Annotated in this window: 12 protein-coding genes and 1 pseudogene; 5 read left to right on the top strand and 8 right to left on the bottom strand. The window is 53.2% G+C overall.

Annotated elements, in window-relative coordinates; genetic code table 11:
* Nucleotides 1-545: 545 nt before the first annotated feature.
* Nucleotides 546-1,463 (bottom strand): ankyrin repeat domain-containing protein, encoded by a 918-nt coding sequence (locus tag LC334_RS21575; protein WP_085801990.1) that lies wholly within the window; start codon nucleotides 1,461-1,463, stop codon nucleotides 546-548.
* A 179-nt stretch (nucleotides 1,464-1,642) separates the two neighbouring features.
* Nucleotides 1,643-2,200: a hypothetical protein gene (locus LC334_RS21570; protein WP_139836510.1), complete on the bottom strand. Its 558-nt coding sequence runs from the start codon at nucleotides 2,198-2,200 to the stop codon at nucleotides 1,643-1,645.
* 978 nt (nucleotides 2,201-3,178) lie between these two features.
* On the opposite strand from LC334_RS21570, the gene LC334_RS21565 reads away from it, so the two are divergent.
* Nucleotides 3,179-3,607, top strand: coding sequence for a hypothetical protein (locus LC334_RS21565; RefSeq protein WP_085801988.1), 429 nt, complete (start codon nucleotides 3,179-3,181; stop codon nucleotides 3,605-3,607).
* A 233-nt stretch (nucleotides 3,608-3,840) separates the two neighbouring features.
* On the opposite strand, the gene LC334_RS21560 is transcribed toward LC334_RS21565, so the two are convergent.
* On the bottom strand, nucleotides 3,841-5,082 hold the full coding sequence (locus LC334_RS21560; protein WP_085801987.1) for an MFS transporter: 1,242 nt from the start codon (nucleotides 5,080-5,082) through the stop codon (nucleotides 3,841-3,843).
* A gap of 77 nt (nucleotides 5,083-5,159) precedes the next feature.
* Between LC334_RS21560 and LC334_RS21555 the strand changes: the two genes are divergently transcribed.
* Together LC334_RS21555 and LC334_RS21550 are read left to right on the top strand one after the other, a co-directional pair.
* Nucleotides 5,160-6,191: a GlxA family transcriptional regulator gene (locus LC334_RS21555; RefSeq protein WP_139836508.1), complete on the top strand. Its 1,032-nt coding sequence runs from the start codon at nucleotides 5,160-5,162 to the stop codon at nucleotides 6,189-6,191.
* Between the two features lie 181 nt (nucleotides 6,192-6,372).
* Nucleotides 6,373-6,780, top strand: coding sequence for a WYL domain-containing protein (locus LC334_RS21550; protein ID WP_085801985.1), 408 nt, complete (start codon nucleotides 6,373-6,375; stop codon nucleotides 6,778-6,780).
* Nucleotides 6,781-6,986: 206 nt separating this feature from the next.
* Here the strand turns inward: LC334_RS21550 and LC334_RS21545 are convergent, their stop codons facing one another.
* A complete protein-coding gene (locus LC334_RS21545; protein WP_085801984.1) occupies nucleotides 6,987-11,762 on the bottom strand; it encodes a hypothetical protein in 4,776 nt (1,591 codons plus the stop codon).
* A 13-nt stretch (nucleotides 11,763-11,775) separates the two neighbouring features.
* On the bottom strand, nucleotides 11,776-16,131 hold the full coding sequence (locus LC334_RS21540; RefSeq protein WP_139836507.1) for a hypothetical protein: 4,356 nt from the start codon (nucleotides 16,129-16,131) through the stop codon (nucleotides 11,776-11,778).
* 885 nt (nucleotides 16,132-17,016) lie between these two features.
* Here LC334_RS21540 and LC334_RS21535 point away from each other — a divergent pair.
* On the top strand, nucleotides 17,017-18,390 hold the full coding sequence (locus tag LC334_RS21535) for a calcium-binding protein (protein WP_085801982.1): 1,374 nt from the start codon (nucleotides 17,017-17,019) through the stop codon (nucleotides 18,388-18,390).
* A gap of 250 nt (nucleotides 18,391-18,640) precedes the next feature.
* Here the strand turns inward: LC334_RS21535 and LC334_RS21530 are convergent, their stop codons facing one another.
* Nucleotides 18,641-19,648, bottom strand: coding sequence for a class I SAM-dependent methyltransferase (locus LC334_RS21530; RefSeq protein WP_176237759.1), 1,008 nt, complete (start codon nucleotides 19,646-19,648; stop codon nucleotides 18,641-18,643).
* Nucleotides 19,649-19,919: 271 nt separating this feature from the next.
* A complete protein-coding gene (locus tag LC334_RS21525; RefSeq protein ID WP_085801980.1) occupies nucleotides 19,920-20,540 on the bottom strand; it encodes a hypothetical protein in 621 nt (206 codons plus the stop codon).
* Between the two features lie 308 nt (nucleotides 20,541-20,848).
* Between LC334_RS21525 and LC334_RS21520 the strand changes: the two genes are divergently transcribed.
* Nucleotides 20,849-21,793, top strand: coding sequence for a COG3904 family protein (locus tag LC334_RS21520; protein ID WP_085801979.1), 945 nt, complete (start codon nucleotides 20,849-20,851; stop codon nucleotides 21,791-21,793).
* Nucleotides 21,794-21,927: 134 nt separating this feature from the next.
* Here the strand turns inward: LC334_RS21520 and LC334_RS21515 are convergent.
* Nucleotides 21,928-22,068 (bottom strand): annotated as a pseudogene (locus LC334_RS21515) (IS3 family transposase); the annotation flags it as partial.
* Nucleotides 22,069-22,144: the final 76 nt, after the last annotated feature.

Genomic DNA, 22,144 nt, shown 5'->3' with positions numbered 1-22,144 from the left:
CCACACTAAGTATTCCGAGGGTGTGTGTTCGCCCGCACATCTTTGCGCGCAATCCTAACGCCGCGTTCTGATACATTGAGAATTTCGGCAGCTGTCTGGTTCTGCAAAACTATCGATTTAATCCGTCGACCTTCCGGACGCGAACCATGAACATTGTTTCTTTCTTGGTTCGATTAGGCACGCTCGGCACATCTTATGGTAGTTATATAAACGCACTGATTGTATCTTCTGCGATTTCGCCAGTAATTCATAAAATTTTGTTTGTTGCGGTAATCCCAGCATCTAACATTTAGCTTTGTGTCACAGTTTGAGTGTTAATAGTGCCCATTGCGCATGCCGAGGTAATCGAAGAATTTGTAGCTGATTTCATCGTATCAGACGCGGATTCTTCAGTAAGAGATGCCATTGCGGCAACAATGGTAAAATTCCCAAATTCAATGGCTATTGACGCGGCATTTGCCTTTGTTTCAGTGGCTGCTGCGCTAGAGCAACCGGTTTTCAAATATACCGAAAATGACGCGACGCGTTCAGACGAATTATACCGTTCAATAGCAATGTTTGTTGCAGATATTTACGCGGTCGAAAAGCTCAGTGGCTGGCCTGCCATGTGTAGTCAAATTAATGATTTTTGGACAAAATACGGGGACACGTTCTTTTGTCCGCAAAGCTCTAAATAGACGACTGCAATCCTGACAATCATAGGATTCCAGGGTGGAATCCAGTGCTATATCGCGCTTCAAGCCATGGTGCAGAAAAGGACGTACGAGGTCAGGATCGCCCGAACCAGCGGCAATGCCAAAACAAGTTGCCACCTCTTCATGATCCAGACACCCCTCAGATGAGACGTGATCGAGCAGGGCCGATATGATGTCGCCCTTGCCGGCCAGCACCGCTTCGCAAAGGACCGAGCGGGCGCCGAAATGCGACCAGAGCGGATCAAACGAATCGAATAACGGTTCAGCATCTTGCAGCGAGCCGTAGCGCACCGCGTGATGCAGTTTGCTGAAACCTGCTTTTTCCCCGTCAGCGCCCAGCTCGATCAACAAATCAAAGACATCTTCGGTACCTCTGTAACGGGCAAATTCAAGCGGTGTGTCCTTAAGAAGGCTGGAACCGTTGGGATTTTCTCCGTCGCTCACCATTTCGCGGATACGTTCAACTATCCCTTCTGGTGGTCCAGTCTCAATCTCGCGCAACAGAGCTGACTTGCTGGCTTCATTTTTGGCCATCCAATCATCACAATGCCTTTTCGCCTCCTGATACGTGAGGCAACGGGATTTGACCTCGGCCAATTCTTCAGGTGCGGACAGAAAATCCCAATATGTCCAGTCCTCACCTTCCCAGGCCGCACTCTTTTCAAAACGTGCCAGAAAATCCAGATGGGCTTCGTGAGATTCTTGCCTGTTTTTGATCAGGTCAGAAATGCCTTTCTTTATCATGCTGATCGGGTCGGAAAAATCCATGAGAGAACTCGCAATTTGGGTGGCCCATACATCGACAATAATGTTGACGAAAAGATGACTACTGCGACAGGATTGGCATTTTTAATTCTGGGGTCCGGGTCTAGCTCTCCCAATTGCAATTACCGTGCCCAGCCTAATGACACCGCTTCTGCCGCATTTTGAAAGGCTGCTTTGCTGTCTTACTCATCCTTGTCATCCAACGGTGGATGGGTCAAATCCAGAGCAATCACGAAGAAGTAGTGCAGTGCTATAGGCAGTATTGAGAGCGTTACCACTCTGGTGCCCAAAGTCGTATCCAATGCCATCAGTGTTTCGTTGGTCGCTATGGCAAGAATGGCTACCAGCGCGTAGAGCATTAACAGATGGCGCCTGAAATCGAGAGGAACACCGGAATCTTTCGATGCTGGCGCGAAACGGTTTAAGGCATCACGGTCACCCCAAACACCTAGCGCCATGATTGCAGCATAAAGCCCGCAGTAAATACTGACCAACCGCTGACTTAGCCAAGGATCGGACCACCAGATTTGGAATGACAGAACGCAGATAAGGATTGCAACAGCCCATCTTGTCGCAGAGCGCACGCGATCAAATGTGAGACGTTGTCGCTGAACTGTCATCGGGAGTGTGCACCAGATTTGCGCCGCCTGCGCAAGCACACCGGCCCAAACAAAGGCGACAGATTCAGATACGTGTACTGCCCGCAAGACTGTCCAACTGCTGAGGAATATGGCAGGCATCAGCAATCTCCCGGGTGAAATCGGTGGGAGATTTCTTAGGAAAAACCACAAATTCAATGAAAAGCGACGCAGTGGATTCATACATCATATTCATAACTTTCGTTGTGGCCGGACTGCGGCGGCCACAAGGACATTCCGCGACTACTTGTTTGCCGGGAGCGAATGAATTTTAGACCTCACCGTAGCTTCAAAAGAGCTGACATGGGAATGTCTTGCGGTGTAGGTCAGTTGGCTTTCGCATCTCAATTGTCTAATCTTACCGTGGCGAGCTGGTGGTTCCAAATTTGCTGTAATTGACACCGTTAAAGCGCCGGTTCGGTGAAATTCGCTGCACCACCGAAAAGATGCTGCCGCAATTGCGAAGAAATGCTGCGTCAGCAAAAGCCCGGTGAGTCCGCGACCTGTAAATTTGCCCTCCAAAAATGCTGCGTTATTCACGAATGGCCGGAATCGCCGCCGCGTGGCGGCGCGGATTTTTTCGCCTGCGCAGAAAATTCGGTACAGTATGCGCACGCAGCGTAAATTCGAGAGGTCCGGTCAGGACTCGCAACTGTCATTAGATCGTGCGCAGAATTCCCCCCTGTTAGGTCGCACCCACCGGCTGGGACGGCCCATAAGAGACATTTGGCACGCTGCTGGTAATCTGCAGCCGCAGCCCGCATTGCGGACTTTCGCTGAAAGCGCTTCGCAGATGGATTTCAGATGACTGCAGCACGGACAGAGAAGAACTTCATCTTGAATGCAAGATTCAGCGAGTTTCTAAATGAGAAATCGTTTGTATTCTTACAATTCTCATTTACTCAAATCTTTGAGTTCACTTGAAAAAGAATTGAGGCAGCAGAATTGATCAAGTTTCCCAAAAATAACACGAAAACGCCAAACCGGACCGCCGTTGGCGGATGCCAACCTAGATTTGCCGGGTGGGCAAAAGTCTGTGCCGCAGCAGTCACTTTGGGATTCAGCCTGTCAGCAGTTGCGATGGCAACCGAAACCGCGCTGGATCACCTCAATCCAATAAGGGCATCGGTTGGTGTGACCGCCTTCCAAAAATATTGCGGTGGAACCAAAGGCAAGGCTGCGAAAGTTAAACGGGCATTGAAATCGGACGCAGATTTTGTGCTACGCCGAGACCAGGATGCTAAAGTGTTGGCCCTCCATAAACACGATGCAATTCAGGTGTCCGTGAACAGCGAAAATATCTGTTCGGTGTTTTTTCTGACAACGGCGAAACCTGCCGTTGCTACTGAAAGAGCGACAGCCCTGTTAAAGCAAACAAAGCTCATCAAGGGCACGGGCAAGAAGATGATGCGGTTCCGAACGGACTACAAGTCTTCGCTTGGAACGGTAATCGTTCTCAATCACGAAGTTCTATCCATAAAGGGCATGGAAATAGCGCTGATGAGATGACGGCTAGGGACATGAGACTAATCTAAGCCGAGGATTCTCCAGGCTGGTCTTTTTTGACCGCTTTGGGCTCGGTGAGGTCATTCGAAGAATTTGGATCTGTCCCAAGGCGCCCTGCCCCGCCACTTCGTCCAACGGCCCATACCGGACTTTGGCCCGGGCTCGGTGATGCTGCGTTGTGACATTCGAAGCAGCCATTCGTTGAGGCTGCAGCATATTCTTACAGAAGGCTGTAATCATTGCGGCTTGGCAGCTTCTAAGGTTGGCTGGTTGTTGGGGTTCTCGCGTAGCAAGAACACCAACAAGCCAGCGAAAATCGCTATCCAAACAGAAGACCACCATACCCAGTCATATTGGGCGAAGATGTCGAACAGGATGCCGCCGAAGTAAGCCCCTAGGGCGCCTCCGACCTGATGGCCTGCGGAAATTAGTCCAAATGCCAGCCCCATCACACGAAGACCAATGTGACTTGCCACAAGGCTTGCTGTTACCGGGCTTGTCGAATAGTCCACCAGTCCAAAGATGATCGCAAACAAGAACAGCGCGTTGAGGTCGGTTCCGACATTCACGAGCAGGATAAACGTCACCCCGCGGATCAAATAGATGCCACCAAGAAGGAATGGCCGGTTCATTCGGTCCGTTAGCCAACCCACGCAGATTAGGCCCACTAAGTTAAGAGCAGAAAGTGTGCCAAATGCTGTAGCGGAAGAAACCGGGCTGAAGCCGCAAATGGAAGCGAAGGGCAGAAAGTGTGTCTCGATAACGCCGGACGTGGTGTAGCCACACAGAAAAAAGCTCCAGAACAAAATATGGAATGCGGGTTTTTTGAGCACCATGATGACATCTGCCCAAAGACCGGGTGTCACACCTGAGGCAATATCGGACTTCGGCGTGGTACGCATTCCTTTCGGAAGCCACCAACTTGCGAAGAACAATAAAACCAAGGCCGAGACTCCGATGGCGCCAAAAGCCCAACGCCAGTTGAAAACAGCCAGTAACACGGCAATCAATGGAACGATGACAAATTGCCCGGCAGTGGAGCCGGACGAGGCGATCCCGGTAGCCAACCCTTGGTTAGCATCAAACTCTTGTTCCACTGCCGTAGAGGCGACGTGTATCGCCAACAATCCAAAGCCAGTGCCAGCAATCCCCGCAAACGCTACGACGAAGGCCATAGGATGTGTTGAAATCGCCGCCACTATGCAGCCAGACGATAGCAAACCTAGACCTATTAGGATGACCGCACGGGCACCTTGCTGATCTACCAGTCGGCCGCCGATGGGAGCCAATACCGCCGTCATCAGCAATGCCACAGCAATAATTCCGGATGTAAAACTTCTCGACCACCCGAATTCTTGCTCGAGGTCGGGCATTACAAGCCCATAGACAGCCCGAACCGAATAAGAAAATGCGAGCGCCAGAAAAGAGAGGCCAACGATCAGCCAAGGGCGCCAGCGTTCAAGATCGTCATTTGTCATAGTCGTTCCGCTGCTTGATGTTGGTTACGTCTCAAGCAGCTTTACGTAGCTAGATGTTTGGCGTAAATGACAATAGAATGTCAATTTCTGCCAAAATATCCGATGGCGCAACCTCCGAGCTAAAGCGGGTTGTGATCGTCATTTACCCTGGGGTGACCCTGTTGGATGCAGCGGGACCCGCCCAGGTGTTTTCCTCGGCCAACACGGCCTTGGAGAGAGTCGGAGAAGCACCCTATTACGAGGTTGTTCTGATGTCTCCCTTGGGAGGCGACATAGAAACAGACACCGGGGTCGTTTTGAAAACGGCTTCTTTACTAGACGTCTCTGAACAACCGATTGATACGCTGGTCGTTTCGGGCGGTGAGGGCGTATTTGATGTCCTGGATGAGGCAGAATTCCTTGAGTGGATATCGAAGGCCTTTGGTTCATCTCGCAGAATGGCAACCACCTGTATGGGAGCGTTTGTCGCTGCGAATGCGGGATTGCTGAACGGAAGGAATGTTTCAACCCACTGGCGCTACACCACGGAGCTTCAGCGCCAGTGCCCCGAGGCAAATGTGCAAAAGGATCCTCTCTTTGTTCGTGATGGAAAGCTATGGTCAGCGGCTGGTGTAACAGCTGGCATCGACCTTTCCCTCGCGATGGTGGAGGAAGATCATGGTCATCAGATCGCCATGCAAGTTGCTCAGGCGCTTGTTGTGTTCTTCAAACGACCAGGCGGCCAATCTCAGTTTAGCGATGTGTTGGCGGCACAGCAGGAGGATGAAGGCGGCAAGTTCACAAGACTGCTAGCCTGGATCGCTAGCAATCTTCACCAAAACTTGGACGTTGAAACTCTTGCCCATAGAGCTGGGATGAGTCCCCGGACGTTCGCTCGAAAATACACCCAACGCATAGGTGTTTCCCCTGCCAAATCCATAGAAATGTTCCGGGTTGAGGCCGCCAAGCAACTGCTTATGCAGGGAGAATTGCCCTTTGCCGATATTGCGATAAATACAGGCCTCACTGATGAACAAAGATTACGCAGAGCCTTCCTACGCCATGTAGGCGTCTCACCCGCAGACTATCGCAAGAAGTTCGGGACGCGTTTGGTGGAGAAAGAATTCTAGCGCAAGCCGGCCCATTGCAGACATGCGTTCTACCAAGAAATTCGTCTCGCCATTTCCTCAGAGCGGACCTTCGTTTAGTTCGCAGCATTTATTTATCAAGAGGGCTGCGCATTTTTACGGGACTAAGAAATTCAATGGACCTAGGATCAGATAAAATTTAGTTCGCTTGGGGAGCTCAGCAATGAATTTAGGCCACGTCAAAATTGCATTGGTTATCACATTCACCCTTTCCTCATCTGTTCAAGCCCAGTCGAAACACGAAGCGCCGCTTTGCGAGGCGGCAGAAACAAACCGAGTTGTCGAGATCGTCTACGACAAGGACGTCAGCAAGGGATGCCTTCCTCGACTTGTAGATGTACACCAAGTTGCAATTGGCAATAACGGCAAACTGTACATGCATGGCTGGCAAAATCGTGGTTGCACCAAAGGGCGAGATTTTGCTTCCGAGCGGATTTTCAAATTTGATAAGATAATGTCGGTGAAACTCATTGAAGGTCTATTCAGTGAAAAGTCACGTTCCATCAAACTTGAAGGGTGGGACGGCTGCATTGGTTCAAATTGCTTCATCAAAGAAAACATCTGTGAATAGAGCCCTCCTAGAAAAGATCCACAAGCCCGAACGACCCAGAGCCAACTCTGATCATAATCAATTACGTTGCTACACAGAACGTCAGAGGAGGCATCCGCTGGATTTACGGCATGCGACGCCACCTAAGCTCAATTTAGAGAGGATGGAGCTTCTTTTCGCTGAAATTAGATATTGATCGCTTTTTGGCGAAAGGCGCTACGCTGATGTCAGAGCGCGTCAAAATCTATCACTTCAGCGAAGACCAACCGTTCTTCTATGATGCGCCGGGGAAAGAAGCTGGTGCCTATCTTCTCGTTCACCACATTGTCGGAATAGAAGCGTTCGAACTCGCGCAGCACAATTCGCCGTTTCCCGGAACCGGTTGGTATTTTGACCTTTCCCTCCCAAAAGGCGGGGTCTTTGATAAACGGATCGAACACGCCGAGACCCCCTGCACCGGCCAACTGCCCGCTGTCGCCCGCAACAATGGTTCCGATTGATGTGCCTGGGTTCAAAGCCAACATACCCAGATTGACTGAGCCAGGCAGATTAATGGTACCGCCCGCCCGGCGCCGCACCTCGCGGCCAAGACCAAACGGGTTTGCACCGGTTGCGCCAATCGTGATCCCGGTGCCAGAAACGCCGGTAGCAGGCCCAACCCCGGTTCCAACCACGGTGGTCCCAAGACCCGGTACCGTTAAAACCGGTCCGGTGTTCGGGTCATCCTCTTCACCAACAACATGCTGTTTGAGAACCTGCTTATCTTCCCAGCCCAGGTCGCTTTTTATACCATCTTTTTGCTCCTGCAAGACCAGTTCTACCCGGTTACGGCCTGTCTCAAACGGGCCATTTACGAACGAGACGTTCTGGAATGCGGAATCCCGGGTGGCATCCAGCGGGCCCCGTTGCGGATCGGGGCCATGCAGCGTCACATCCAGCTTTGTAGCATCTTTCTTGGCAACAATCCGGCGCCGCGGCAGGATCTGGCTGAACTCTGCCAATACAACCTTGGAAATCTTTGCCCCAGGAATCGCGTTCGGTTGATATCGTACCAACGCCAGACGCACGAACGGCATATATGTGGCACCCGGGTTGAGTTCTATATCGCAGAACCAAAGCCCGCGCTCGCCATCCCAATGCACCCTGTGTCCAACGATACGGACCTGCGAATTGTTCGATCTTTCCTGCAGCGGGATTGTCTCGGCCGTTACCCGCGCTGGAAAATCCTGGTCGCGAATGGTTTTCTTGGGTTTGGCGGTTTCCCAAAGCGGATCGGTGCCCCACTGTGTGACAAGCTTTTCCATGTCGTCGGTGATGGTGCTGAAATTGGCGTTATTGCCGTGCAGAACGACACCCAGCAATTCCCCATCGCCCGAAGAAAACCACGGTCGGTCAAGCCAGATGCGCAGGCCATTGCCATGCCGGGTAGCCTCGTACTTATCCGTCGCTTTTGTGCGGCTCCACTTGAAGGTCGGAACGACATAGAGCAGCTTAGGGTCTTTAGGCGCGGCGCTTGAGCGAACAAGGCTTTGCTGGGTCGAGCCGCTGCTATCACGCAAAACCGGCGCTCCGGCATCCTCATCCGACGGCAGGGCCACGGCCTCTCCTTCTGCAACCGGCCCGAGATGAGAGATCAGATCACGCTGATCGTACATCGACGGTGGCAGGTATTCGCGGAAACGGGTTGCCGCCCGGACACGGTACTGGATTAGCCTGAACCGTGTGTCGCTTAGTTCATGAACATCGCCCCGCACCGCTTCGGGGTCAGCCAGTTGATTGCTGACGGCGGTGTGCAACGGAAACTCGTTGCCATGGTTTTCAGCCAGACGCACCTCGCCCAGCTGCCCACTGAATTCAATGCGTTCCGGTTCGGGCCGGTTGATATCATCGACCCATTCCTTCCAGCTCGCCTCGATCTCGAACTTACCGGTCGATGGGCCATGAAGGCGAACCAGACGGCAATTGAGCTTGACATTGTGTTCACCTACGCCTCGGCCTGGCGTCATCTTGATCAACTCGGGCAGGCAGACTGGTTGCTGCGTGGCGTGCACCATCGTCAGGCGGCGGTAAGGCGTCATCAGCCAATTCGCCCCCATTGCGGCGGCCTTCATGCAGGCCTCGGCGGCCTTGTTTGACTTGGCCCATCGCGGGATGCCGAAATGGTGCAGAAAATCGGGGTGGATCAGACTGGAATAGAGCAACCGCAATATCTGTCCTTTAGCAAGGTACAGGGTCAGCACACGATTTTCTTCATCCCAATCGGGCCTGCCGTCGTTGGTGAAGTTTACTTTGCAGGGCAGATCGGTGTCCGCCTCTTCACGTTCGGCCAGAACAAGACGGAACCCCTGCAAGGCGGGCCAATTGCGGCGATGTTTGATCAGAATGATCAAGTCATCGTTATCAATAGACTGAACGACCCGGCAATGATCGCCCAGAACCATACCGTCAAAAATGCCGGATATCTTATGCCCGGGTATGGCGCGGATTGCGACGCCGCCCGCGGCCCCGTCAGGCAGATAGGGTGTTTCGACATGCTTTTGCCGGTGAATGATGTATTGCCCACCTGCCATCCGGTCCCCCACCGGGTTGTCGGCGCTTGGCAATTCCGGCGGCACCGCGGCGGTTGTGGCAACATCTGCAACTGCCTGCGGTGTGATCAGTTCGATCTGGCTACCCGGTATCGGGTCATAGAGCGATCCGGCCTCGCGCGCGGCTACTTCATAGCCTTTCTTGGCATCCTGCCAGTCACCCCCCAGATACGGATCAAACAGACCATGAACCTCGCATTGCTGCTGCGAGGATTTGGGCGGTACTACGTGGCGCTCATTCTCTTTGGTATAAGCGAAATCAGCCGATGCGTGCAGGGCTATTGCATCCTTGAACGCGTCTGTCTCAAGATACTCTCCGGTGGTTTTGTCAAAGTTCGACCGGATCACCATACGCTCGGCCTGCTCCCCCTCGCTAATCCGTTCACGTTGCACCAGAACCGGAGGGTCGACAGGTTCGAACCGCCAATAGCCCACCGCATCACTGGCCTGTTCCAATGGCTCAATCGACGGGTCATCCAGGGCCAGCGAGTTGCCCGCCAGATCAACATCGCGCGCCCTCACTCGGTAAAAGCTGCCAAACCGTAGGCGGGGCAACGTCCCCTTCTGCACCTTGAAGATGGCGGACAGCCCGTTACCATTCTCAGCCGTATCCGCCACGTCTGCTGGTACCTCGGCCTGCAGGTTGTTGTCGTCATTTGTTTCTGACTTGATCGTCTTGCCCGGCCGGGGTGCCACCAGCGACCACCCGGACCAGCGAAACAGGCTTTCATGCATGTATTGCTCGCCCGGGTCGTTGATATCGCCACTGAGTGACGATCCCGAAACGTATCCCTCGTCTGATCCGAACTTCAGCTCGACATCAGGCTTCAGGGCCCGGTAGGTCCCGTCACGGGCGCAGAGGGTTTGCCATTTCCCCGGTTGAACAAGGTCGGGAACCCGCGCGACATCGACCCGGTGACCGCGATGGACATCCTCGGCGAAAAGCACCACATCCTTGGCGTTGCCGTTGACAATCTCGGTGTTCTTCAGATCCGACGCCGCGGCCAGCTTTGCCAGCTTTTCGGCGCGGCCATGTTGTGACACCCCGATGCCTGAGCTGCGCAGAGCGGCCACAGGTTGGCGGTCGCCGGTGGTATAAGTCACCTCGCCGTGTTTTTGCCGCAACGACAGACTTTTAGTGATAAGGTTTTGTGCTGTCAGCGTATAATTTACCGTTTTCAGCGCCGCCCCATCCGGATCCACCTGATAGAGATCAAACAGGCCGGGTTTGTCATCTTTGGTCGTGCTCCACCCGTCATCGGACCTTTCCAGCCGCAAAAGACCAGCCGCATGATCGTTGGTGCGCGGCCTGGGCACAAACCGATCACGCTGTGCCAGCCAGGCGGTACGGGGGCGGGCATCCTCGCCCGGAGGCGCTGCAACCCATTTAACACCAAGCTGCATCTGCCCAACGCCGGTTCCGTTTCCAAGCTGAATTCGGTCTCTGATTGTGCCGGGGTCTTCGAAAACGAAATCAATCACCAACCCAAGCGTCCGCAACAATTCACCATAGTCGGAATAGGACGCTACGATTTGGTGGAAATCATAATCGGGTGCAGGGGGTGGCGGCGTGATATCCTTGAAATCCGGGCGCAATTTTTCCTTTTCGGCGTCGGTTGGCTTGCTGCGACGATAAAACCGATCCGCCTGATAAAACGTGTATTCATCGGCGCTTGCAAAATTGCTCATCACGCCCGCATCGCCGCCAGCAAATTGCGGGTCGCGCCAGTCCGACTTCATGACTCGTAGTGGCCGTTTGGCAGACACCCCAGGCGTCGTGGTGTCGCCTTCTACTTGCGGCGCAACCACATCCATCTGGTAGACGGATTTGCCGTTGAACACGCTGCCCGTCAGCTCTTCGTCAATCGTCCCGTCGTGAAATCGCGAAAATCCGGGCAATGGCACTTCGATCTGCTGATCGCCAAAGGTGATCGTTTGGGTCCGCGTTCCAACGCCGGTCAGCATGCCTTTCACACTGGGATCGGCCTCGGACCAGGGCAACAGTTTCGGGTGTTCTGCCCCAGTCTCGGTAGCAAGACGCCCATAGTGATCGCGCACAAAGGACAGGACGTTCTTCACCGCATAAGAATGCAGGTTAACCGTGCTCATATCCTTGTAGACAAATCCTGCTACCGGCGTGTTTTCGTCAAAGAACTGTTTCCACATTCCAGCATCTGGCTTGCTGACACGTTCAAGATCGACCTCATCCATGCCGATACGCAATGAAAACTGTGCCGCGTCCAAACTACCTGGCCAATCCAGCCAGGCCTCAAACGCACCAAGTTTCTGTTCACCCGCAGCCTCGGGCGTCAGACGGGGCGACACAACGACCGAAACTCGCCATTTGCCTTTGTGCTCACCGTCACGCACGCGGCCGAAGGGCAGAACGGTCCAGACAATCAATTGTTTCGCCATCCTCTCGCCTCCCTTAGGCAAATGCCTCGGCATATTCGCGCCAGCCGTAGTCCACATCTGGACCACTGATAGCGACAAGTTCTTGTTCAAGCGGCAAGTCCGGCTGATGCCCCATCATCTCTCGCAGGCTTGGATCGCCATTGGAGCCAGCGAATTTCTTTTCACACTTGATGGTAACGCTGCCCGAGAAAAACAGCACCGACACTTCGATGGTCAAGGATGCCCGGCCCGTGCACTTGCCAGACGAAAACTCATATTCCAGCTCTAGATAAAGTTCGAGCGAGGCTGAGATCAGCCCCAACACATTCACATGCCCACCAAGACGGAAATATCCGGTCAGGGACGCGTCGTCCTGCTCCATCCGGAAATAGATGCCGGCCATCACCTCGACCCCGCCCGAGGCGACGCCGAAGTCAACTGACAGTGACGCCCCGAATTCAAACGCCGCTTCGAGGATCTGCACGCCCTGCGGGTCGATGGTGATGCCAAAGAACCCACCCCCGCCAAAGCAGTAAACCGTCAGGCAAAACGGTTGTTCACGAGTGCAGAAATTGAAACCGACAGAAAGCGGCTGACCGATGAAAGGCACGGTGAAACCCGCGCCAAGGCTGAGGTTCGAAATATTAAGAACGCCAACGGCAACTGTCGGCAGGGCGATGTCGAACCCCGCATGTATGCCCTCGGTCGTGATGTCCAGATAGGGAGGGTCCGAAAACCCGTCGAGCGGGATCAGATCGCGCAGTGTTTCGACGAAACTGAGAGGGCCGACAAACTTGATGTCACTTAGAACAACGTCGACATCCATCTTCGCTGCGCTATCGATGGCAAAGCTGATTTTGTCGAAATTCAGCTCGATGAAGGATGCAGGCGCGATCAGGACTAGGTCGAAACTGCGTAGCGAACAGCTGACCGAAATCTGCGGGCTGGACGCGCCATTTTTTTTCACTTTGCCCTCGACCGCAACCACAAGCCCCTTTTTGTCGTTTGCGCGGAACAGCGGTGTGGACGTATCGGGCCAGTTGGCAATTTCGGGGTTCCAATCGAACCGGATGGTCAATTCATCGCCGGTCAATGCACCCAAGATTTCGGAAAGCTGCCCGGCAATCACCAGCACATCTTCGACCTCATCAAACGCCGAGACAATCGGCATCCGAACCGCCTCGGGCAGCAGATCAAAATCGGCAATTGCGGTGCGGAACATCCCGACAGCGGTGCCCAACGCATTCAGCTTTATGCCGAAATCGGTGGGATCTTCAAAGAGGTCAGCCAGATCGGACGGATCGCCGACTATATCGTTCAGTTTTTCAAAAACCTCTTTGCCCGCGTCAAACACCGCCTCGGCATCCTTGATCGCCTCCAACACGGTATCCAGCCCATTGGCAAACGCAATGATCTGCTGCCGGATATTTGCGGGGATCAGATTACCCTGCGGGCCGTTCACAATCGCCAGCAGTTCGATGATCCTGGTCTTGAGCGTTGGAATATCAGCAAGTGCGTTGACGAAATTCGCATCCGTGCCAATATCATCGACAACCACATTCGCCGCGGCTTCGATCTTGAGGCGCAGTGCCTCGACCAGCGACAGCATTTCATTGAGCTTATCGATGGCCTGCTGCATTTCCTGCGGCACCACCTGACCTTGCTGGATCAGATCCTCGATTTTGGCGAAATGCTGCTCTAACGCGCCTTTGGCGACGCCAAGCGGTCCTTTTGGCAAGTCGATGGCAAGGCTAAACAGGCGCAGCAACGTTGAGATGAAAGTTTCAACCTGTGTCCCCGCCTCGGACGCAAATTTTGGAATTTTCTCCGGCTCGCCTGAGATATCGGCCACAGCCTTTATAAGCTCTCCTAGCGGGATACACCCAAAAAGCAGGGGAAGCGGCAAATCGTTGATCGACGGTGCGGTCGGGAAGCCTGCACCGGCCTCCTGTATGCCCTTGGCGAATTCCATCGGGTCGGACATGATCGGCCCGGCAATACGCGACAGGGCCAGTGGTTTGATGTTGGGTTGCAGAAATCCACCGGACTTGTCGCCCTGGGACGAAAAGTCCAATTGCCCCATATTGCTACCGGTCTGGACAATGTCGGCAAAGACCTCACCGATATTGCGATCAGCCTCAGCGGCAGCCGTGTTGGTGTTAAACCCAACCCGCAGATATTGCGCATTCCACTGCAGCTTATTGGTTTTCGCCGACCCGGTCAGGTGAGCCACGGGGCCAAGTTTGGCCTCGACCTGGAACACCTTGGGCACAAACAGCGGGCGCGTAAGTTGATTGCTATAAGCCCTCAGGCTTTGGTTTGCGACAGCATTAACGCCGGCGCTTGGGCGCACCGGGGATTCCATGTTAAGCGTAACCGACCGGGCTTCGACCGCACTGTCACCGGGATTGGCTGGTGTAGCAAGCGACAGCTGCTGAAGATCAAGGTCTACATTGTGCAGGAAACTGGTGTTGTATTCGCTGGCCGCGTCGGCAGCATAGTTTTGCGCTGTGGTCCAATCTGGTACCAGCTTCTTATTTAACAAATTGCGCGGGCAGGCGATGGTATTGTCCATGAAGATCATCGGCAACTCGAAGGTGATGCGACGATCATCCAGATCGGTTGCCACACACTGAAACTTGAATGGGTTTGTGCCAACATAGGGCCAGAAAAACAGCTGTTTCTTGTCAAGGATGACTTCGGTGTGTTTCGGATCATCAAGGTCGGGCGTCTGATCTGTCAGGATCTCCACTTTGGCAAACGGGAATTGCCGCGCATAGTTCACCGACCCGTCGATCGACCCGGTCGCCTGAAACGCACTGTCGTCGAAATGTCGGACATGTTCCCGGACAACAATAAAAAACCGCTGCCTCAGATATGCATTCTGGCTTAGATCAGGCGCCACCCCGTCAGTGTCCTTGTGAAATTTCCGTTCGGTGACCTTGACCAGCGAAACACGGTGTCCAAACGGGCACAAAAACCCACGATAGACGACCTTTGCATAGTGATCGCGTGCCATCGCAGCGCGGTGCACCCACTCCTCGACCGACAGGCCGACTGGATCCCAGGCCCCTCGGCTGTCCAACCACCCCCCCAAAGACGACAACATCATCGATTTGGTGTCGATCGGTTCGGGGTGATAGTTATCCGCGCCGAAATTCGAAGACAGATGAACAATCTGAAACCGGTCAAAATCGTCAAGCGGCTGGCGGAACGGTACTGTGCTTGGATTGGGCAGATCATTGGCGCCGGGGTATTCACGTTGCATCGGCGGGGTTGCAGCCTCTAGCCCTGTCCCGCTTCTGGCCCAGATCGCACGAATTGTGCGATTGGGGTCGGGATAGGGTGGCCTGATATGCGAGCCATCCGATCTTGGAACAACCATCCGGGTATGCCAAAGTTCTGTCCGGTCTGTGGCCTGCGAGTAGGCAGGCTCAGTGGTATGTCGCCAAGCTGCACCGGCGTGGGGCGACAGGATCAACCGCCAGGGCATCTCGATCGAGGTTTGGCTGGGCGTCGGGTTCTTAGGCTCGGGCCCGTTTACAGGTTGCAGCACAGTGCCAATACCAACACCTACATTGTCGGGAATGTTTGTCAGCACATCAGTGTTTGATATGGCTTGCCGCGCCCGCAGGGTCGACACATCACTTGCACCGCGCGCAACCATCCGGAAAGACGCCGCGACGTGGGCAGACAAGGCCGCACGCTTTTTGATCGAAAGCGTGTTTATAGCGACCTGATTCAGCAAGTCTTTGATCGGCAATATTAGCCCGGGCTTTTTTGCCCGGGGTTTGGCGTTTCCGGCCACCACCAGCTTGAGGTCCTGTACGGCCTGAAGAATTCCGGCGAGCGAGTATTCGATTTTCGAATCCGCCAGCACCTCGAAAACCAACCGAGACTCATCCGCACTTCGCGCCCGGATCGGTGGCTCTCGCAACAGCTCATCAGCGGATGCATCGCTTGGCTCGGGTTTTGGCTTACTGTGATGGCTGGGGTGATCGGGATCAACATCCTTGGGATCAGATATGTCAGGCGGCGGAGGTTCGTAAAAAGTCTCTTCCGTAATGGTTTGCGGCGGGAAATGCAGGATCAGCAGCCCCTTGCCGGTTCCGGTTTTTTTGATGAGTGGTGGCGATCCCGGCACGACTGAACAATTTCGCAGCTCGATGCGCATCGCAACAAGGTCGTCGACCCGCAGAACCGGCGTGCCTGCGCGGCTTTTCTCGAAAATATTCTTGATGACATCGAGTGATTTGGGAATGAGCGTCAGACCGTCTAAATCGACACCTAACGCCGAAGTTATTGCCCCAGTCGACGTCATCGCGCTCACTGGAATGGAAGCACCTATGGAAAGCCCTGATAGTAACTGTGCAGTGGGGCGGACAGCCATCGCAACCCCCGAGAAATGCGTTTAGGTATGATGCAACCGTAACACGAGTCTCCCATTCTGTCGATTCTGTTAAGATTTGCAGCGTCGCTTCACCATGTCTTTTCAGGCACGATCACAAAAAATATACTTCTCAAAAGTGATCTTTTTCTGTTTTCCCAAAAAACTACCCAATCGCATCGACAAGTTGGGGAGATGACGGTTTTTGCCACTTATATCAAATATCTGAATCGGGCACGGGAAAGTCAATTTGGGCACGACTATCGAACGAAGTTTGAAGTGGCTCATTCTTGACGGTTTGCTCACATTCAAATCGAATGTGGTGAACGTTCGTCTTGATTCCGTCCTAAATTTGGTTTGGCCAGATCCTTTCAATTTGCCTTCTTTCGCCCACGGCCCAAACCCGACATCCAGCTCTGCTCAAATTTGCTTAGCCGATTTCGTGAAAGACGCCGCTCATGCACAACGCAGCATTTTGGATTTTAAGCGACTACGCGAACTAGCAGCAGTTGCGGCCCATTTTATCAAGGACCGCCTTAATTCTGATCGGCGTCCGCGATTCTACAATTCGAAGCAGGCTCAGCAAGCTCTGTTTACTGCCGTCAGACGTTGCTGCCTTTCTCAAGCCTTCCTCGCCCTGGTAATTCCTGGCTCAGGCCATTCTGCAGAATGTTCTTCGAATGAGTATGGCCGAGAAACACTTTAGGTTTCGAACATACAAGGACCTGAAGATCCCTTGGATGAGGTGTCCATCATGCTGTATAAGACCTTATTTATTATTCGATCGACGGATATTGGCGCAATTGAGTCAATGAACCCCGAGAGACCGTCAATTAGCCTGTTGGCTTAGACAGGCAACGAACGGGATTTTTCGACAAGGAGTTTAATATGAGAATATCGCATTTTTACACCGACGCTGATGAGAAGATCTTTGGATACATAAGCTATGGTTGGACATTTCAAAACGGACAATGGGTGCTGGGTCTGACCTTTCGCGACGATGAAATCCACGCGGGTGGCGGCGATGACACCATCAAATCCAGTGGAGGGGATGACATAGTTTACACCGGCGCGGGTGCAGATTTCGTCGACGCCGGCGAGGGAAACGATACGATTTACGGCGACGCCGGCGAAGATACGATCTATGGCGGCGACGGCAACGACTTCATTTATGGCAGCCCTCAAGGTGGATTGTTTTACGGCGGCGACGGCAATGATTTCATAAGCGGCGAGGGGGCTGCCCATGTCAGTATTTTTGGCGACGCTGGAAATGATACACTTGTTGGCGGTAGCGGCTCCGATACAGTCATCGGCGGGATTGGCAATGACACGTTGTACATCACCGAAGGTCAAGACAACATGCATGGCGGAGAAGGGGACGATGTTTTCATCCTTGATCAAAGCGTCGCGGATCTGGGATTTCGCACCAGCGTGTTTGACTACTTCGACGGTTCGGAAGGATACGACACCCTAGATATGAGTGCCGCGTCGGGGCGACAAGTGCTTTTTTCCTGGTACGTTGCTGGCGGCTTCCAAGGCATCACTGGCTTTGAAAAGATCCTGACCGGCTCTGGCGACGACGAGATTCGCGACATGATAGGCGTAGAGTACATAGATTCCGGCAGTGGCAACGACTTGGTCTATGCAGGGGGTATTCCGCAGGTCCTGATTGGAGGTGGCGGCAGCGATACGTTGATCCTGGCTACGCTTTTTTCAAACCCCCATGGCATTACACTTGATGCGGCCCAAACAAGCGGCGTCAACGGGTTGTTTGGTAACTCCACCGGCCATGTTATCAGGGGCTTTGAAAATTATGTCCTGACCTTTCGCGAAGATCGTTTTTACGGCTCGAACAAAAGTGAAGAAGTTAAACTTGGCAACGGTAATGACATCGCCTTTGGCGGCGCTGGCAATGACACTCTATTTGGCCAGGCCGGGGATGATTTTTTAGACGGCGGCACCGGCAATGACATCCTCCGGGGCGGCGGCGGCGCTGACGAGTTTCATTTCGACATCGACCGCCCCTTTGGTCACGACACAGTCCATGGGAACAGCGCCGTTGATACTTTTACATTCGATACCAACGGAATGTATGTTGGTCAGGTGCAAATCAATGACGATGGCGATGACGCTGTCATTACTTTTCTGGGCTTGGCAGGTTCGTCGGTTACCGTGGTCGGCGCGGCCGGGAAATTAACCCAGGAGGACATCAACATAATTGGTGGGTTTGGGCCGGTTATGCCAGATGATTTCCTATTCTGACGCAGCAACTGCGTAGTCCGTGACTGACAGCGACCATTCAATCGAGACGCAGCATCTGAAGGCATGGCCCCAACCAGAACTTCGGATGCTATGCTGCATTTAACTGACAACCTTCGAACCGTCTTAAGGGCCGGCCCGATCCGGACATTGGAGGGTGGTTATATGCCATCCCACCGGCCGCCAAAAGCTGCCATTGGCGCAGTGCGCAGCATTTCTCTGTTGCACGATCGACAACCCATCCTTTGCAATCCTATTGACGTGATATCACGAATAAGTATCGCGCTATACGTCCAGCTTGGACGTCAGGTAGATAACTTTCTCGCGACTCTCGAATGAGACCTTCGGCTATAAAACCGTTGCCTTCGTTTTCGTATCGCGCCAGAAGATCCTCGGCAGCTGCGCAGTTTCTAATCCAGAACTCTCTGATCTCATTGGTGAAATCAAAGCTCTCATAAGGTTGACCAAGGCTGTTCAAGGCAATTGCCAAATCGGCATGTTCCATGGACAAACTCTCAACCGGATCCGTCGGGCCAATATGGTGGTTCATGAACACGCCCATACGTCCCTGGGGCTTGAGCATGGAGATTAAACGAGCCGTGACATCCTTTAGATCAGTAGCCCAGTAGAGCGTGTCCAGCGACAGGATCGCATCAAAGCTCTTGTCGGGAAAATTGAGATCGTTGAAATTACCGCTGGTGAAGCTAATCCTGTTTCGCTTTTCAAGCGTGCGTAGGTTTGCAGCGTCGATCGCGGCTTGTGAATAGTCGAGCCCTGTAACTACGGCGCCGATTTCATCGGAAACAAACTCGGCAATTACACCAGCTCCACAGCCAAGATCGAGAACCTCGTCGCCAGGTCGTAGATTGAGCAATTCAAGAAGTCTCATCAGCGACGGCATATCCGTCTGGCCATCCTGGCAAAGGTCCATCCCAAATACACGCTTGCAAAGCTCAGAATGCGCATCGCTTGCATGGGCCGCAATGTAAAATTTCTGATATTGATACCAATATAGGTCAGGCCGCTCGTCATGGAACTTTTCGGCAAGCGGCCGTCCCATTTCGGTCAGGATTAGGCCAGCCTCATCCGTGTCGATCAGGCCTTTTGCGATGAGGGTATCAAAGGCACCCGACCAATCTTCCTTATAAGTCCAGTACGCCTCGCTCCGTTTTTCCACGTCCTTTTGTCTGGTTGTTCTTCCGTCCGCTTTAAGTACTGCGATAGATGCTAGGATTTGGATTTCCGCTTCGGTAAGTTTCATGAACGCCCCCAAACGGCGAATGCGTCTGCCGTTCTTTGTGACAGCAAATTTCTCGAACCGTAGCATGATTTCAATGGAATGTCCGTCATGGCGCGGAGCAGTGTTGCGTGAAGCGATAGGTTCGGCCCTTAGCTGCCGTTCAACTTGCTATCGCCCAGGTCCCGGAAGCTGCCATTTATGCGCAGTGCAGAAATTTCGTCGATCTAAGGCCTTTTCTGCTGGCCTGACTGAACTTGATGCACATGTCGCCCTAGCTAAGACCTACCGTAAATCAACTTTTTCTGCGTCGCGGAAGTCGCCGCGGGTTGGGTACACGCCATCCTCTGTAATGGGGGTGCTTGTAAAGGTAGTAATCAATCGCGCGGTTTGCCGTTTCGCGAAACTGGTCATCGTTCCAGAGTGCAATGATGGCCTTACGTTTCAACCTGCCAGATTGCTTGGACTTATCGTAAATCCAACCAAGGTAGGGATCGAGCTTGTCGGTCGATCTACCCGGTAGTTTGTGGCCATGAGGAACGGACGGAAACCAATCGTCGTCGAAGGGGTGAAATTCCCAGCGATTTCCGCCAACCGCTATTACAAGATGCAAAAATGGATCGCCTGGGTCGTCATCTGATCGCCCCTCCGTTATTCGTTCGCCATTATTGTCATTTATCTCTGACCTTTCCCGTTCCTGCCAATCCTCCGACCAATCGTTGTGGCCTTGCGGCCGATCATTGTCTTGCAAGATCTCGTTTGCAAAGACAGTGGCTCCATCGGTCTGCTTTCCAATGGACGAAAGCACTGCCAATCGTTCGAGGAGGATAGACTCGCCAATGATGCCGTAGTTGAACGAAAGAAGGGTCAGGGAGAAATAGTCTTGGGCTGCTTCTCGGGAAAGGATATCTGTCATAGATAATTCCGACTGGTTGGGCGATTTTAGATCCGCCAAGGAACGTTAGCTTTATTGTACACATCGTCAAACTCAGATGCGCCGCGCAACGCCTGACTTTCGTTGCCAGCGTGCGTCCGGACGGCCCAAACCCGACCTTCACCCCTTTATCAAGCGCCGCGCTGCAGCTTCACCAGACCGGTCATTCGCTGCGGTTGCGTAATTTCAGTCGTGCTCAAGGCTCCCTGTGCGGGACTTTGCTCCTGTTGGATTTTGCTTAGACTTATCACTTGGTTGCAATGGTCTATCGTTTTTGCTTTCGTAACTGAATGGGGAAATTCGTATGTGTTCTTGTCTTACAACTTCTAATCTCCACCGCTTCGGTAGCCCAAGGAACGAGCTGGGAAACCGCAATCCAGCGCGTTGAGCAATCGTCCAAAGAATACTTCGACTACGCAGTTGAGGTGGGCGGCACATCATGGGCCGGTACCGCCTACAATGGATACCAGTTTGACAGGCACCTTTGCGCGATAGTTGGACGGATGCTTGAGCAAGTAGAGGCAATCAAGGAAATAGAAACCCTGGAATATCCGCCTATAGATGCAACTAGTGATCCGCATGACCTGCTTGTGTTCTCAATCTCATTGGAAAATTGGACGATTGCCGCGCGGCGCGCCCTCAGCATGAGCCAGGATGAAAGGATAAACGTCTGGAATCTCGATTGTGTTGGCGAGATGGGGATACCGGCAAATCTATTCATGGAGAGCGCACAGCCAAACGCAGCCTTTGATCTAAATGGTCAGACACTCTTGGTATACGGCGACATAGAAGCGGGATTCTTCGATCGGTTGAAGGCCGAGTTGGACGCTAACCCGGAAGTCACCGAAGTTGCCCTGGGAAGCGGCGGCGGAAGCGTTCGGGATGCCTTGCTTGCTGGTTATGAAATTCGGACCCGCGGCCTGTCCACCACAATCTATGGGAACTGCTTTTCAGCTTGTCCACTAGTGTTCATGGGTGGTGAACGCCGCGTGCTCTGGGCTTCGCCAAGCCGCCTCGGTTTTCACCAAATTTACACTGGCAACGGCAACGCGCTTCCAGTCGAAGATCCAATCTACCGGCTAACCGCACGATATATGGCCGATATGGGGGTGAACCCTCAGGTCGTTATCCCTTGGATGCTTTCCGCGCAGCCTCACGAGATGTTTGAGCCGGAAGTATCAGACCTCTGTGCACCCGGTGTCGCAACCTTTGTTCAAAGAGTTTGTGGATGGTGACTTATGCAATCATAAATGACACCGCCCATTTACGTGAGTAATGATACGCACCGGGCTCGAAGCCCCCATCAGATGAGTACAGCATATTGCGTACACGCCTCTTTCCTATCGGCACTCCCTCGTCTTACCCCGTTTCAGTGGACGGTTTCAAAAGATCCATCTGACCTCTTTTCGAAGTCAGCTGGGCTTACGTTGCCAAGATACCCGTGGCGACGTTTTCGATTATAGAACACCTCGATGTACTCGAACAGATCTGCGCGCGCTTCCTCCCTGGTGAGGTGCCCCTAGATTTGTAGACGCTTTGCCCCCTAACTTTGAGGCGAGGAGGCCGACATGGGGACAAGCAATTAC

The organism is Roseovarius aestuarii (assembly GCF_019966515.1).
Lineage (GTDB): Bacteria > Pseudomonadota > Alphaproteobacteria > Rhodobacterales > Rhodobacteraceae > Roseovarius > Roseovarius aestuarii.
Note: the sequence above shows the minus strand (reverse complement) of the source record. Positions and strands in the feature narration are given on the sequence as shown.